Source organism: Vibrio pomeroyi, from assembly GCA_041879425.1.
Taxonomy (GTDB): domain Bacteria; phylum Pseudomonadota; class Gammaproteobacteria; order Enterobacterales; family Vibrionaceae; genus Vibrio; species Vibrio pomeroyi_A.
Map to the genome: position 1 here is coordinate 1,002,081 of CP090855.1, position 15,453 is coordinate 1,017,533.

Annotated in this window: 14 protein-coding genes; 7 read left to right on the forward strand and 7 right to left on the reverse strand. The window is 45.9% G+C overall.

Annotated features, from left to right (window positions below):
* Positions 1-9: 9 nt before the first annotated feature.
* A complete protein-coding gene (locus tag L0992_20370) occupies positions 10-1,449 on the reverse strand; it encodes a 6-phospho-beta-glucosidase (protein XGB68756.1) in 1,440 nt (479 codons plus the stop codon).
* 236 nt (positions 1,450-1,685) lie between these two features.
* Here L0992_20370 and L0992_20375 point away from each other — a divergent pair, with 236 nt between their 5' ends.
* Positions 1,686-2,600 carry a DMT family transporter gene (locus L0992_20375; protein XGB68757.1) on the forward strand — a complete coding sequence of 305 codons (915 nt, stop codon included), beginning with the start codon at positions 1,686-1,688 and terminating at the stop codon, positions 2,598-2,600.
* Positions 2,601-2,655: 55 nt separating this feature from the next.
* On the opposite strand, the gene L0992_20380 is transcribed toward L0992_20375, so the two are convergent.
* Positions 2,656-3,180, reverse strand: coding sequence for a hypothetical protein (locus L0992_20380; GenBank protein XGB68758.1), 525 nt, complete (start codon positions 3,178-3,180; stop codon positions 2,656-2,658).
* 51 nt (positions 3,181-3,231) lie between these two features.
* Positions 3,232-3,621 (reverse strand): VOC family protein, encoded by a 390-nt coding sequence (locus L0992_20385; protein XGB68759.1) that lies wholly within the window; start codon positions 3,619-3,621, stop codon positions 3,232-3,234.
* Positions 3,622-3,830: 209 nt separating this feature from the next.
* On the opposite strand from L0992_20385, the gene L0992_20390 reads away from it, so the two are divergent.
* Positions 3,831-4,727 (forward strand): DMT family transporter, encoded by an 897-nt coding sequence (locus L0992_20390; GenBank protein XGB68760.1) that lies wholly within the window; start codon positions 3,831-3,833, stop codon positions 4,725-4,727.
* Positions 4,728-4,827: 100 nt separating this feature from the next.
* On the opposite strand, the gene L0992_20395 is transcribed toward L0992_20390, so the two are convergent.
* Positions 4,828-5,742 carry a LysR family transcriptional regulator gene (locus L0992_20395; protein XGB68761.1) on the reverse strand — a complete coding sequence of 305 codons (915 nt, stop codon included), beginning with the start codon at positions 5,740-5,742 and terminating at the stop codon, positions 4,828-4,830.
* A gap of 189 nt (positions 5,743-5,931) precedes the next feature.
* Here L0992_20395 and L0992_20400 point away from each other — a divergent pair, with 189 nt between their 5' ends.
* Positions 5,932-8,004, forward strand: coding sequence for an MBL fold metallo-hydrolase (locus L0992_20400; protein XGB68762.1), 2,073 nt, complete (start codon positions 5,932-5,934; stop codon positions 8,002-8,004).
* 128 nt (positions 8,005-8,132) lie between these two features.
* On the opposite strand, the gene L0992_20405 is transcribed toward L0992_20400, so the two are convergent.
* Together L0992_20405 and L0992_20410 are read right to left on the reverse strand one after the other, a co-directional pair.
* On the reverse strand, positions 8,133-9,047 hold the full coding sequence (locus tag L0992_20405) for a LysR family transcriptional regulator (GenBank protein ID XGB68763.1): 915 nt from the start codon (positions 9,045-9,047) through the stop codon (positions 8,133-8,135).
* Positions 9,048-9,056: 9 nt separating this feature from the next.
* Entirely contained in the window at positions 9,057-10,430 is a 1,374-nt protein-coding gene (locus L0992_20410) for an MATE family efflux transporter (GenBank protein XGB68764.1), read from the reverse strand.
* Between the two features lie 328 nt (positions 10,431-10,758).
* On the opposite strand from L0992_20410, the gene L0992_20415 reads away from it, so the two are divergent.
* The 3 genes from L0992_20415 to L0992_20425 all read left to right on the forward strand — a co-directional run bounded on the left by L0992_20415 (position 10,759) and on the right by L0992_20425 (position 13,707).
* Positions 10,759-11,604 carry an enoyl-CoA hydratase/isomerase family protein gene (locus L0992_20415; GenBank protein ID XGB68765.1) on the forward strand — a complete coding sequence of 282 codons (846 nt, stop codon included), beginning with the start codon at positions 10,759-10,761 and terminating at the stop codon, positions 11,602-11,604.
* A gap of 172 nt (positions 11,605-11,776) precedes the next feature.
* Positions 11,777-12,613 (forward strand): SDR family NAD(P)-dependent oxidoreductase, encoded by an 837-nt coding sequence (locus L0992_20420; protein ID XGB68766.1) that lies wholly within the window; start codon positions 11,777-11,779, stop codon positions 12,611-12,613.
* Between the two features lie 218 nt (positions 12,614-12,831).
* Positions 12,832-13,707 carry a radical SAM protein gene (locus L0992_20425; GenBank protein ID XGB68767.1) on the forward strand — a complete coding sequence of 292 codons (876 nt, stop codon included), beginning with the start codon at positions 12,832-12,834 and terminating at the stop codon, positions 13,705-13,707.
* 125 nt (positions 13,708-13,832) lie between these two features.
* Here L0992_20425 and L0992_20430 read toward each other — a convergent pair whose 3' ends face one another.
* On the reverse strand, positions 13,833-14,417 hold the full coding sequence (locus L0992_20430) for a TetR/AcrR family transcriptional regulator (GenBank protein ID XGB68768.1): 585 nt from the start codon (positions 14,415-14,417) through the stop codon (positions 13,833-13,835).
* A 119-nt stretch (positions 14,418-14,536) separates the two neighbouring features.
* Here L0992_20430 and L0992_20435 point away from each other — a divergent pair, with 119 nt between their 5' ends.
* Positions 14,537-15,427 carry a DMT family transporter gene (locus tag L0992_20435; GenBank protein XGB68769.1) on the forward strand — a complete coding sequence of 297 codons (891 nt, stop codon included), beginning with the start codon at positions 14,537-14,539 and terminating at the stop codon, positions 15,425-15,427.
* The last annotated feature ends 26 nt before the right edge of the window (positions 15,428-15,453 follow it).

Genomic DNA, 15,453 nt, shown 5'->3' on the forward strand with positions numbered 1-15,453 from the left:
CAACGCATTCTAAATAGTGGCACCGTTAGATGCAATCACACCTTTATACCACTCAAACGACTTCTTGCGTTTGCGCTCTAAAGAACCAGATTGGTCGTTGTGCTTATCTACGTAAATGAATCCGTAGCGTTTTTTCATTTCGCCCGTGGTGAACGACACTAAATCGATACAGCCCCAAGGGGTATATCCCATCAGGTCAACACCATCAATCGCAACCGCTTTTTTCATCTCTTTAATGTGGTCGCCAAGGTAAGCGATGCGGTAGTCATCATTGATGCCGCCATCTTCCTCGATGGTGTCGACCGCGCCAAAGCCATTTTCAACGATGAACAATGGCACTTCATAACGCTCATAGAGAGAAGCTAAACAGAAACGCAAACCTGTTGGGTCAATCGGCCAGCCCCAATCGCTAGACTGAATGAACGGGTTATCAACCGAGTTTTCATGACCGCCGTCCATAGCTTCTTCAGTCGACTGATGCGAAGAAGAATCCAAGGTGTTCGACATGTAGTAACTAAAGCCTAAGTAATCGGCTTTACCCTCTTTTAGGATCTGCTCATCTTCAGGCTGTATTTCGATATTAAAGCCTTTGATGGCCCAATCACGCTTGGCATAGCTTGGGTAGTGACCACGAACCATGACATCAGAGAAGAAATAACGATCACGCATCGCTTGCTGCGCCAGCATGATGTCTTCTGGCTTAGAAGAACGAGGGTAGAAAGGTACCATCGCACACATCGCACCGATCTGAAGATCTGGGTTGATCTCGTGACCTTTCTTAACTACCAATGCGCTTGCAACAAACTGGTGGTGAACCGCTTGGTACATCGCTTCTTGCGGCTTTTCGCATTGCGGGAACTTCACGCCAGAACATAACCAACCAAAGATGTCCGCTGAGGTATTCATCTGGTTGTTGATCTCGTTAAACGTCATCCAGTATTTCACTTTATGCTGGTAACGCTCCATCACGGTGGTCGAGTACTTAACAAAGAAGTCGATCACTTTACGGTTCATCCAGCCGCCGTATTCTTTGGCTAGATGGTAAGGCATTTCAAAGTGGCTCAGCGTCACTACTGGCTGAATATCGTATTTCAAAAGCTCATCAAAGAGGTCATCGTAAAATTTTAAGCCCGCTTCACAAGGTTCGGATTCATCGCCGTACGGGAAAATACGTGTCCACGCGATACTGGTGCGAAAACACTTGAAGCCCATCTCAGCAAATAACTTGATGTCTTCTTTGTAGCGATGGTAGAAATCCACAGCAACTTGGTTTGGGTAGTTTTCGCCATCAATCACACCATCGGTGATTCGACGTTGAACACCATGAGCGCCTGCCGTTAACACATCGACCACACTCACACCTTTACCATTCGCATCCCAGCCGCCTTCAAGCTGATGTGCCGCAACCGCACCGCCCCATAAAAAATCGTTTGGAAATTCGTTGTTCATACCATTACTCGCTAGAAGTTGTTCGTAAAAAGATCAGGATTAGAGAAGCAATTGCAAATCTGAAACCGATTTCAATAAAAGCAAAGATACACATTGAAACCGGTTTCAACAATGCCTTTTTGATCTTTTTTTGCTCAGAGTTAGCTCTTGCTACATTGGATAAACTTCAAATTCTCGTTTGACCCGTCTACCAGTGTAGGCTTTATGCTCAGCACCCATTCAACAAGAGATGTGTTATGTCTATCCATCGTTCCTTTGCTGTCCCTCAGCCGCTGCTTTCTTTTTTTAATGGACTATCCGATCCCGCAAAAGGAATTGCACTCGCTTTAATCTCAAACGCGCTATTCATTTTAGTCGGTGTGATTGTGCGAGAGCTCAGCCAGACCATCGATATTTTCCAAATATTGCTATTCCGACAGTTGGTTTTTGTCACCCTACTGATGCCTTCTATCGTCAGTAACATGGATGCGATGCTCAATCCTAAGATGGTGTCGATGCATGTATGGCGCGTCACTGGAGCCTTCATCGCGCTCTACTTTAGCTTCTTAACCGTGAGTAACATCCCGTTTGCCGACGCAACGGCGTTAGGGTTTATGAAGGTATTATTTGTGGCGGTCATTTCCCGTCTGCTCCTACAAGAAAACGTTGGTTGGGCACGAATGACAACCATATTAGTCGGATTTACTGGGGTGATGTTGGTTGTTCAGCCGACCCTAGAGAGCGAATCTCTGTTCTATGTTGGAACGGGCTTAGTGGCTGCGTTAGGCGCAGCAATTGCCGTTATCTGCGTAAGGAAAATGGCGAATGTAGAATCGAAAGTTGTGGTACTGGCTTATCAAGCGATCTTTGTTGGAGCCGTCGCACTTATCCCTGCGATCATTGAATGGCAATGGCCAACATGGTCTGAACTGGCTTTATTGGTGTTGGTCGGCGTGATTTCTTCCATCGGCCAATGGTTTGGCGTCACTGCCTACAAGTGGGGAGAAGCGAACGTGGTATCGAATGTCGAATATTCACAGATGATCTACTCAATGATTCTTGGGTATCTGTTGTTCGCGGAATTACCAAACAGCTTAGCTTTGATTGGCGCAGCAGTGATCGTTTTCAGTGCGGTTATGTCCTTTGTAATTAAGCGAAAGAAAGCTCAGTAGTTCACCATTCAATTTGCCCCTACACATTTGATAGGGGCTATTTGTTATCCCAACATCAATGCTGCTCAAAATACTGGTCGTGTTGTGATTTAGCTGATTGGTCTTGAGTGCCAGGATAGAACTGTACGAGCGTTTGATCAGCTAAAGTGAGGTGAATCCAACCTTCTTTGACTCTCAGCCAATTGGTGCCGCTTGTCTCATAGACGCTAGGAAAACTGCCCCAGCCTGACTCTGATACTTGCAGTTCTTGGAAACGATTAATCGGGGTAAGTTTGTTGCTGCTGAAGTCAGCATTGGAATAAACCAGCATAGGCTCGATAGCATCGCTTGGCTTAAACGTATAACAACTGACAGACTCTGAAGTGCGGTCAAACCATTGGTAAGGCTGTGCGCCAGTTAAATCATAAACGGTGCAGTCATTGAACTTAATGGCCCACTCTTCGTGAGCTTTAAAGCCGAGGTAGCCTATTGGCTGTGATGGTTCAGGCTTAGCGTCAGTCTCTGGCTCATAAACCGGTTCTGAGGTAGCACATCCTATAAGCCCAAGACTAAAAAGAAAAGTCACAGCACGCTTGATCATTGTAATACCTCAGTTCCGTTCGTAGATGAGTCACTCCATTAAGTCTCTACATTAAACGGTAAGTTCCAAGCGATTACCATCAGGATCGAGTACACAGCTCTCATAATAACCATCACCGGTTCTTCTTGGCCCATCTAAGCGCTCATAACCCTCTTCAACTAAGCGGCGAGTAAGCTCATCTACTGCTTGCTCTGAACCCAGTGAAATCGCCATGTGAATGAAGCCGGTGAATTGATCATAGATGTCATCTTTCGATTCAGGAACCGAGTCCATTTCCATGATCTCTAAGCGGCTACCACTCTCAAAAGATAAGAAGTAAGACGAGAAGCCTTTGGTTGGATTGTGGTATTTCTGGTTAGATGTCGCACCAAAGTAATCCTCATAAAAGCGTTTAAGTACTTCGAGTTGTTTGGTCCAAATCGCGATATGTTCAATCTTCATTTTTACCACCTAATGTTTACGTATGACACTAGATTACTCGCCAAACAAGGAAGGATAAACAGAACAGAATTCATCAAAGATGTTCCTATTTAAGGAGCGGTTGAATTAGCAAAATAACAACAATTGGCTGCACAGTATTAACATCTAAGTTTGTGTAATACATAGCTTTGATCCATAGTCGGGTTTTAACACAATCCGAGATTTACACTGTGAGCTTTTTAAAACTGATCATGCTAGCTGCAATATGGGGGGGCTCGTTCCTTTTCATGAGAATTGCGGCTAATCCTTTAGGCCCAGCAGTCCTTATTGAAGCGCGAGTTTTGTGCGCAGCAATCACCCTACTCTTGGTTTCTTTTTATCTGAAAAGGAAGCTCTCTTTTAATGCCCACGCTAAGCACTTTTTCATTCTTGGATTGTTTAACACCGCGCTTCCTTTTCTGTTTTTCGCTTATGCGGCTCAAACACTCAATGCGTCGACCCTTGCTATTCTTAACTCCACTGCGCCAATTTGGGCAGCTATTATAGGGGCGATTTGGACAAAAACGGCGCTTGAAAGCAAGGTATTACTCGGATTGGGTATTGGCGTCACGGGTGTCTGTGTATTGGTCGGTTGGGATGCGATGAACATAGGCCAGGAAGCGATTATTCCTATTTTCGCTGCAGTAATGGCTGCGTTTAGTTACGGTATCGCCTCTAACTACACCAAAACAGCTCCAAAAGTAGAAGCCTTCAATAACGCACACGGCAGTATGTGGGCGGCGGTATTAATCGTATTGCCATTTGTGTTCTTCATTCCGATGAGAGAAGCACCCGATCTCACGATTACCACATCGGTTATCTTGTTGGGTGCTGTTTGTACTGGGCTAGCGTACCTCCTTTATTTCAACCTCATCAATGAACTTGGCGCGCCTTCGGCACTATCAGTCACCTTCTTGATTCCGGTGTTTGGTATCCTTTGGGGGAACTTATTCTTAGATGAAGCGATTGGTATCAACACAGTGGTTGGTTCCGTTCTTGTTATCACTGGTACTATGTTGGTGACGGGCTTATCGCCAGCTCAGATGATCAAAAACGCGCGAGAAAAGCGCCGACAAAAAGCGAGCTAGACTCGAATCCGTTCCGCCTCTTATACCAATAAAAGTGGAACAATTAGATACAGAAACGGCCTCATTTTCGAGGCCGTTTTTATAAGTGTTATCTAGGGATTTAACTGATTGCAGACTTATTCATGTACTGCTGAATTTTGTTTCGCAACCACTGGTGAGCCGAGTTCACATCGGTTCGTTTATGCCAAATCATGTATTGCTGCATTGGCAGAATTTCAAACGGCTGATCGAGCACTTGCAGTTGGAAGGCTTCTGCAAATTGATTGGCAAAATCACGCGATGTACTGCCTACGCAATCTGAGCCCGACACCAATACACACATGGTCATCAACGAGTCACACTCTGCGCTGACCTTACGTTGCTTGAGTGGCGACTTGGTGAAGTAATCCGCCGTATACAAGCGAGTACGACGCATCCGAAAAGTAATGTGCTTCTCGTTGTAATATTGCTCTTCGTTGACCGAACCATTGATTCTAGGGTGACCTTTTCTCGCAATGAGCACCAGTTCATCTTCAATCACAGGTTGTTTCATGTAGCCATTCACTTGCGGGTAGTGAACATCAATCGCTAAATCCGCCTGCTGCATGCTCAAGCTCTGCAATAACTCTTCTTCGTTATTCGGCACCATATTGAACTCGATTGAGATATTGCCCAGCGTATCATCTTGCTCGACAAGAGGTTGAAGCTTGGTGAGACCGATCTCGTTAACCAGAATACGAAACACATGATGCTGCTGATTATCAAACTGCTTTAGGGTGCTGACCGCGCTGGTTATCCCTTCTAAGGCAGGTTCAACTCGGATTGCCAATTGCACCGCCGCATTGGTCGGAGTGATCCCTCGTCCTTCGCGAATAAAGAGATCGGTATCCAGTTGAGATTGCAGTCGCTTCAATGCACCGCTGACTCCGGGTTGAGTCATACCAAGGGATTCCGAGGCTAAAGTAATCGACTTTAATCGATACACTTCCAAGAACACGCTCAGTAAATTCAGGTCTAACTTTTCAACATCACTCACGGCTACTCTCCATGTTCGCTTGAGGTTGTATCGAGCATACGACAAGGTTCGGTTTTCAATAGGTCACTGATAAAGCGTACAACACATAACAGTTCGTGATGTGTTAAATAAAGCTTACTTTATTTTTTGCTATATGTGTTAGTCATACAATTTCCTCATCGAAACGAAATTAGAATTGAAGAGGCGCTAATGACAACTTTACGTACTTTCAAGAACGCATCCCTGTTCCTTGCAATCTCTCTTGCATTCCCATCCATTGCAGCGAATCACGACCATGCACACTTTAGTGAGATTGGCGATCAAGGTGGCAAAGACGCGACCGAGATGACGGCACAAGCCAACCAAGAGTTTGCGAAAACGCTGAACTACTCAGACACGCGTGCCTTCGACAATAACAACAGAGGCCTGATCGCGAGCTTCGACCAAGAAACTGGCGACATCATCCGTAACAGCTTCAACTTTATCGAACCCAGTGTCACCAACGCCGACAAAGCGCCAGATTCAGTCAACCCATCATTGTGGCGACAAGCGGTATTGAACCAAGCTGCCGAAGGCCTGTATGAGGTTGTCCCAGGTAAGGTTTACCAAGTTCGCGGTGCCGATTTAGCGTCTATCTCTTTTATCCGCAGTGACAACGGTTGGATCGCTTATGACGTGCTACTTACTAAAGAGTCCGCGGAGAAATCACTCAATTTCTTCCAAAAGAATGTCCCTGAGGGCGGTAATTTACCTATCGTCGCGATGATCTATTCTCACTCACACGCCGATCACTTTGGTGGTGCTAGAGCGATCAAAGAAGCGTATCCAGATGTAAAAGTGTATGGCTCAAAAAACATCACCAAAGAAATCGTAGATGAAAACGTATTAGCGGGTAACGCGATGTCTCGCCGCACTGCTTATCAATATGGTGCGACACTGAATCGTCATGAGCACGGTATTGTGGATGCGGCACTCGCGAAAGGCTTGTCGACTGGCACCATTACTTACGTATTGCCAGATTACGAGCTTAACCATAACGAAGAAATTGAAACGCTGATTATCGACGGCCTAGAAATGCAATTCATGGATGCATCGGGCACTGAAGCAGCGTCTGAAATGGTGACGTATATACCAAGCATGAAGGCGCTTTGGACGGGCGAACTGACTTATCAAGGCATGCACAACTTGTATACTTTGCGCGGCGCAAAGGTGCGTGATGGTTTGAAGTGGTCTAAGAAAATCAACGAAATGTTGGTAACTTGGGGTGAAGAAACCGAGGTTCTGTTTGCTTCTCACTCATCGCCAATCTGGGGCGAGCAAGAGATCTCTGATTACCTAAAAATGCAGCGTGACGCGTACGGCTTTACTCACAACCAAACCCTTCGCTTAGCGAATAACGGCGTAGTTTTGCAAGACATCGGTGACGAGATCTACAAAGTGATGCCAGACAGCATTCAACAATCTTGGCACACCAATGGTTATCACGGTACTTACTCACATAACGCTCGAGCGGTGTACAACATGTACCTTGGTTACTTCGATATGAACCCTGCGAACCTGAACCCGCTACAAATTCACCCGGAGTCGGTTAAGTTTGTTGAATACATGGGTGGCAGCGATGCTGTGATTGAAAAAGCGCAGCAAGACTTTAAACAAGGTGAATACCGCTTTGTCGCAACGGCATTGAACAAGGTTGTTCAAGCGGAGCCAGAAAACAAAGTCGCACGTGGCCTACTGGCCGATACTTACGAACAGCTGGGTTACCAATCTGAAGGTGCGGGCTGGAGAAACATCTACCTGACGGGTGCACAAGAGCTGCGTATCGGCACACAACCGGGCGCACCGAAAACGGCTTCTCCGGATGTATTGGCGAACATGACCATCGAAAACCTGCTGGATTACTTAGCAGTAAAAGTGGATTCATTGAAGGCGCAAGACACGCCGTTCACCATGAACATTCAGCTGCCCGACGTGAAAGAGTTCTACTACGTAGAGATGTCGAACGGCAACTTAAACAACATTCAAGTGAGCGAACTGCAAGACGCTGACACCACACTGATCATCAATAAATCAGACGTGTCTGATATCGTGTTGAAAGAAACCACACTCAATCAGCTTTTAGAAGAGGGACAAGCAGGCGTGAAAGGTGACAAGTCGTCTTTGAACAAACTGTTGTCTTCACTGACTGAGGCTGACACCTCGTTTGAGATTGTCCCACGCCCGAAAAAAGGCGAAGAAGTAGATGCTGAGCTATACCAAGATTCAGCGGTACACGCTCATTAGATGCCCGACACGTTAAACCTAATAAAAACAACAAGCAGTTAGCTAGAAAAACGTTCTATATAGAACATAAAAACAAGCCCCAACCTTTGGTCGGGGCTTTCTTGTTTATTGCATCGCGCTTGAATAGTTTACTGCGTTTGACCGTTTACTTCACAGTCCCAATAAGATGGCGAACCATAATACTGAACAAAGTAATCGATAAAGACACGCACCTTAGGCGCAAGCAATTGAGCACTTGGGTATACCGCCCAAATCGCAGCCGCATCTTTTAGTGGGTAATCAGGTAACACCTCGACCAATGTGCCCTCAGCTAACTGCTTGTAAGCAATCCATGACGCGCACATCGCAATGCCCAAACCATCAACACACACATCCCTTACCGCTTCACCATGATCGACGCGAATCGCGCCCTTTTTCTTGATGGTGATATCACCTTCGGGCGTATCGAATGTCCAACCTTCCAAACCGGTTTGATTGATACATTGATGCTGCTTGAGATCTTCTGGCGTTTCAGGGTAACCGTGAGTGGCTAAGTATTCTGGCGACGCACACAGAATGCGTTTATCCGTAGAAAGCTTACGAGCGATCAGGCTTGAGTTTTGTAGCTCGGCATTACGAATTGCTACATCAAAGCCGCCATCAATCAAATCGACGATTGAATCACTCAATGAAATATCGACTGACAAATCAGGATACTTAGCTAAGAAGCCTTTCAACGCGGGCATAACATGCATTCGACCAAACGATGACGGAGCCGATATTCGCAATACACCTTTTGGTAGTTCGTTACCGGTTCCGACCGACGCGACACCCGCCTCCACACTCAACAAAATTTGTTTAGCATGAGGCAGAAAGGCCATGCCCTCTTCAGTAAGAGACACCTTTCGTGTGGTGCGATGCACAAGACGAGCGCCAAGGCTCTCTTCCAACTTACCAATATGAATACTGGCAACCGGCGGCGACAACCCCAGTTCTTGTCCGGCTTGACTGATATTGTGCGTAGATGCGAGTCGCACAAACAATTTTAGATGTTCAATATTCATCAATATTTATTAGCCTGCGCTGAGTGCACACTGCTTGTTGGCAGCAGCGACACGAGGAATAATGTGAGTTTTAATATAGGCATTAAGCTTAAACCATGCAAAAGCGCCTGCTAAAACATTGGCGATGGTCGCAGCGATAACCGCATTGACCATATCTCCGGTTAGCGCCCCTAGCCATATCGCCGGAATGTAGAACACAAACAGGCGAGAGAAAGATACACTCAACGCTTTGCGAGGCACACCCAATGCGTTAAACACCGAAGCCACCAACATGCAAAGTCCCAGTGGGCCATAGCTAAATGGTATGAACAACAAAGTCACTTCAAACCAGCTTCGAATGCTCTGCTCTTCTGAAATCACAGGAATAATCCAACCACTAAAAATAGCCAACAGTGCCGCCATTGCGGTGTGGAAAATCAATAGGAATTTAGCGGTGGTATTCAATAACTCAGGTATTTTACATCGTTGCTGCGCCCCTAAGTAACGGCCTATCATAGGGGGAATCGACATGGTCAGAGCAAGTGAAAACACCAACATAAAGCTCTCAACACGTGCTAACAGGCTCCAAAAAGCCATCTCGCTTGTCCCGATTCGAGCAATCAAAAGTACAGAAACGAATGCGCTTACCGCAGGCAGAATCTGATTAGCCGTGGTAGGAATGACCGTCTTAATTAACTCGAAGCTATAGCCTCTGATCTGGTCATTACACGCACCATTAAAGCCAAACCACCCTTTACCTCGTGATTTAACCAACATGTAAATCGCACCAAATGCATAGCCAATACTGGACGCAATCGCTGCGCCTGCGATGCCCATATCCAAACCAAAGATCAGAATGGGGTCGAGAATCAGGTTAATAATGCTGGCAGCCAAAAACATGCTGCCTGTCGTTTTGGTATCACCGTTTGCTCGATAAACACAGGTTGCCAAATAAAGCGCTGCTACCGTCAGTGCACTGAACAACCACAGCGGCCAATACACGTTAAAAATCGACAGCATAGATTGGTATTGCCCCTCAGACACATCATTAACGAACGATGCAAAAACAGAGTCACCAAAAACCACTAACCCGAGGCAAATCAAGGCGATGATTGTGACGCCGAAGCCAACCGACAGCGTGGCGATTGAGGTGGATTTTCGTTGCTCTTTTGCCCCCACCGCCTGAGAAATAATGGACGTTGCCGCCACACCAATGCCCACTTGAACACCCGTAAATGCCGCCTGAAATGGCAAGGTAATACCGTGCACCGCCAGCTCATTCACCCCAAGTTGACCGATAAAAATCGAGTCGACCAGTTGCACCATCATGATCGCAAACACACCCAACGTCAGGGGCAGCGTTTTATCAATAATGGTTTTCAAAGTCGCGGATCGCATCAACATAGGTCGGTTTACTCTCATCTGTTGTGTGGGGCATTAATGGCCTAGTTGAGCAGTATACGAAGCCAGAGTGAAATGATAAGAGCGCTAAAGGCTGAATGAGTTTTTAGTTTTCGTTAACAATCGAATTGGTAGCATAATCAAAACAACAAGCCTAACGTAACACTCTGAATTTATGATAGTTAGCAACCAAAAGATCACTCTTAATAATTCGTTAATAGTGTTTCGTTTAATGGTTAATTGTTGGTTTGAGCATTCCTAGCTAGCCTGAATTTAGGCCGCATTCACCACCGAATAGGCTGAAATGAAATCTTTCAGAAGGAATATGGAAATGGCATATCAAGGTTATACAACGTTTAAAGCTCAAGCCGAAGATGGGATTCTTACCGTCACTTTTGACTTCGGTACTGTGAATGTTCAAGGGCAAGAGATGCTTGCCGATTTAAATGGCTTAGCAATGAGGCTGGAGCGCGACCGTGACATCAAGGTTGTGGTTTTCCAATCAGCAAACCCTGAAATTTGGGTCTGTCACTACGACACCAATTTATTAAAAGACATGTCGACAGAAGCTGTGTCTCGTGAAGAAGCAAAACTGCTCGACCTGCAATCTGTATTAGAGCGCATCAGCAAACTACCACAAGCCACCATTGCCAAGCTTGAAGGGTTCGCACGAGGTGGAGGCCATGAATTTGCACTGGCGTGTGACATGCGATTCGCCGCTCGTGGTAAGTATAAATTCATGCAAATGGAAGTAGGCATGGGCATCCTTCCTTGTGGCGGTGGCGCATCACGAATGGCTCGTCAAGTTGGCTTAGGGCGCGCACTCGAAATCATCCTAAGTGCTCGAGATTTTGATGCAGATGAAGCAGAAGCGTACGGCACCATCAACAAGGCTTTAGAGCCGGATGAGATCGGTGAATACGTTGATACACTAGCGAAACGAATTTCAAAATTCCCAGCTGAATCGATCAACGCATGTAAGCAAGCGGTGTACGAATCCATCGATAAACCTATCGAAGAAGCACTAAAAGCGGAAGCCTACTGGCTGTACCAAGCAACCAGCAAAACCCCTGCGGTTAAGCGTTTCCAAATTGCCGATGAACAAGGCTTAGAGCACGATATCGAAAACCAACGTAACTGGGAAAATCTGGTTATGAACGTTCAAGACATCAAATAGCTCGTTCACTTCCCTCATTTGGGTCAGCCAAAAGCTGACCCATTTATCTTTAAATTAGCCATTTTTTGTCCCATAGACTCACATTTGAGTCTTCAGCCTGTGAGCCAAATGCAACTATGTGTCATTAATCTTTGTTATAACGTTGTTCAAACTATTTTTTGAAGGATCAAAAATGCAAAAAATAATTCTGATCACAGGAGCCACAGATGGCATTGGTTTAGAGACCGCAAAAGCGCTGACTCAGCAAGGACACCACGTTCTCATTCATGGCCGCAACCCAGCCAAGGTCCACAAAGTCGTGACGGCTTTATCTCGCCTGTCTAAGAACGCCATCATCGAAAGCTACATCGCCGACCTATCGACGCTCTCCGATGTTGATAAGCTAGCGACCCAAATCAAAAGCAATCACAAGCGACTCGATATACTCATCAACAACGCTGGCGTCTACAAGGTGTCGGACGTCACTACTCCAGATAATCTTGATGTGCGTTTTGTGGTGAACACCATTGCGCCCTATCTTCTGACACAAAAGCTGCTCCCTCTTTTTGATGCGACAGGTCGTATCGTGAACCTATCTTCAGCAGCCCAGTCATCCGTAGATTTGGACGCGCTAACCAGCCCAAACGCAGGCGAACTGGATGGCCCTGTTTACGCACAAAGTAAGCTTGCACTGACGATGTGGTCTATCGAATTAGCCAATTCCTTATCTAACTCTCGATTAGAGAATAGCCCCGCCGTTATCCCTGTAAACCCAGCCTCTTTCCTCGGCAGCAAGTTAGTAAAAGATGCTTATGGCGTTGATGGTAACGATCTGGCGATTGGTGCAGATATTCTTTGTCGTGCTGCACTGTCAGAAGAATTTGCCAACGCTTCTGGGAAATATTTTGATAATGATTCAGGGTTATTCAAAGACCCTCACGCGGATGCATTAGACCCTACCAAAAACCGACAACTGGTCGCGGTGCTTGACCAGTTACTCGAAGAGAAGTTGTGCGTCGCACACTCATAACTCTCCGCTAACACGTTGATAGATAGCCCCAACAAATAGCCTCGAATACCACCTAATCCGAGCACGCAGTTCTTCCATTTAAATCAAGAACTGTGTGCTCATTCGATTATTAAAATTTCTTTAATACTGATTCCCTGCTTTGCCCAATTATCACCCAAGATGCAGGTTGTTAGACTTGTCCTCGTCGAAACAATACAGGCTAAGGCCGAGGAGCATTTATGCGTTTTGAAGGCAAAGTTTATCGTCCTTGGATGGAAGCAGAGAGCGTACTCATCCAGACAACATTGGGATGCAGCAACAACCAATGTACCTTCTGCACGATGTTTGATGATAAGCGTTTCAAAGTAAGAGACATCAAAGACATCTTTGAAGATATTGATGCCGCGAGAAAGATCTACCCGCATGTAGAGTCTATCTTTTTAGTCGATGGTAACGTGATGGCAATCCGAACCGAGATGCTGATTTCGATTCTGGATTACATCAAAATCACCTTCCCAGAGATCAAGAATATTTCTCTGTATTCAGGCTTCAACGACTTCCGTCGTAAGAGTTTATCGGAACTGAAAGAGATCAAATCGGCAGGTTTGAGCATGGCGTATTCAGGCTTAGAGTCAGGTGACCCTATTGTTCTGGATCGTATTCAAAAACGCATGACACGTGAACACGCAATTGAAGGCATGAACCTAGCGCGTGAAGCCGACATTAAAGTATTGGCTTCGTTTATCTTTGGCCTTGGTGGTCGTGAACGTTCAAAAGAACATGCGATTAATACCACTAGCTTGCTGAACATCATGCAGCCAGATGCGATTGCACCGATGGCTTTGGCGGTTCAACCGGGTTCAGTATTAGAGAAAGAAGTGCAGCGCGGCGAATTCGTATTACCGACACCATTGCAGATTCTAGAAGAAGAGAAGTACTTGCTCGAAAACTTAGAGGACTTCGATTGTTACTACTGGGGCGATCACGGGAACAATATCTCACCGATGCGAGGCATGCTCCCTCAAGCGCGCAAGCCGTTTCTTGATAAGATCAATCAAGACATCGCGCATAACCCGATCACTAAGCAGAACGTAATTAAAACCTTTGCCTGGTAGTCGCTCGATTTAACTCATAACGATAAACGTAGACAAACTAAACGACAGGCGTTGCCACTCCATATTATGGAATAATCAAAGTCCAGCAGCGCCTAACGTATCTCTTACTTTTTAGGTTTAAAACCCTAAGCCAAAGCCGCTAACAACAAGTCAGTACTCGCTTCAACGTGTGCTTCAATCTCTTGTTCTGTTGGTGCTGGCATTCCCATCAATACACCATCTCTGAGACTCATCACCATACCAAGCCACAGGTTTATCTTGGTTTTCGGTTCTTCGAGCTTGAATCGGTCATTGAAAAACTGCGTTAGCACTCGGTCGGTATCATCTGGGCCAACCTCCATAAAGCGACTGACCAATTCAGGAGACTTACTGCCCTCTGAGATGAGCAGCTTAAATGTCGCGATGTGTTCACTAGAAAGATGAAACGCGACAAAGTCTTTTGCGAAACCCACCAATGCTTGTCGAGTATCTTCCTGTTGTAAATGCACCACCAACTTGTCGTCGGTTTGGCTGCCCATTTGTCTCAAGGTTGCTTCAAACAACACATCCTTAGACGAGAAGTAACGATAGAGCGTTTGCTTGGTCATTTTCGCTTCGCTAGCAACTCTATCCATGCTGGTCTGCACGTAGCCTTCAGCTAAGAATATGTCCTTCGCCGCTTTCAAAATCGCGAGTCGCTTCTTCTCTTTGTTCTGCTCAATCTTGCTCATTACTTCATCCACCCCAAAACAGAGATCATACTTTAAAGTATGATTTGTGTTGACTCAACCAATTTCAAAAATCATACTAACCAGTATGATTTGTTAATAATGAAAAATTGGATAGAGAAATGGCGACAATTAATCTCCCGAAAACAGAAGTAAGAAACACACGAACCTTCGGCTTCACCCTCGCGATTGCAGGTGCTGTATTGATGAGTATTGATCCGATATTCATTCGCTATGCTGGCGTAAGCGGCTTCGACACGGCCTTCTTGTTTGGCTTATTCAGCGCGATATCGATGCCGATCTTGCTTAAGTTCAACGACAAACGTGGGGTTCGAAAAGCAGTGGTCCAGAGCGGTTGGCCATTATTGGCAGCTGGCGTACTTATGTTGGGCAGTGCATCGGGCTTGGTGTTCAGCATCAAGATGACTTCGATCGCTAATACCTTTGTGATCCTCAGTGCTGCTCCTGCTGTGGCGGCTATTTTCAGTTGGTTGATCTTGAAAGAAGCCACCAGCCGCTCGACCTTAATTGCGATTGTGGCCGTGATGATCGGCATTACGATCGTCGTCTCAGGTTCGTTTTCTTCGGGTAATTGGATGGGTGACGCTTTGGCGGTGTTCGCGGTGATCTGCCTTTCAATGATGTTTACCTTGCTGCGTAAATATCAAGATGTCAGCCGATTGGCGAGTGTTGGCTTAGGTGGCTTGTTACTGGCGATGGTGATGTTCTTCTTTGCAACACCATCAAGCTACAGCGTTGAAACGTGGCTAATCATGGGCATGATGGGCTTGTTTACCGCTCCAGTTGGGCGTGTGCTTTCCATGGTTGCCACTCGCCACATTACCGCACCTGAAGTATCAATGACTCTGATGTTGGAAACTGTATTAGCTCCGGTATGGGCGTTTATCTTCTTCACCGAAATCCCACCAATGACCAGCATTATCGGTGGTGTGGTGATCCTGATTACGATCTTTATCTACACCTTCGTGACCATGAAAAACGATGACAAATAAATAGATTAATAAAGAGACTACTAAAG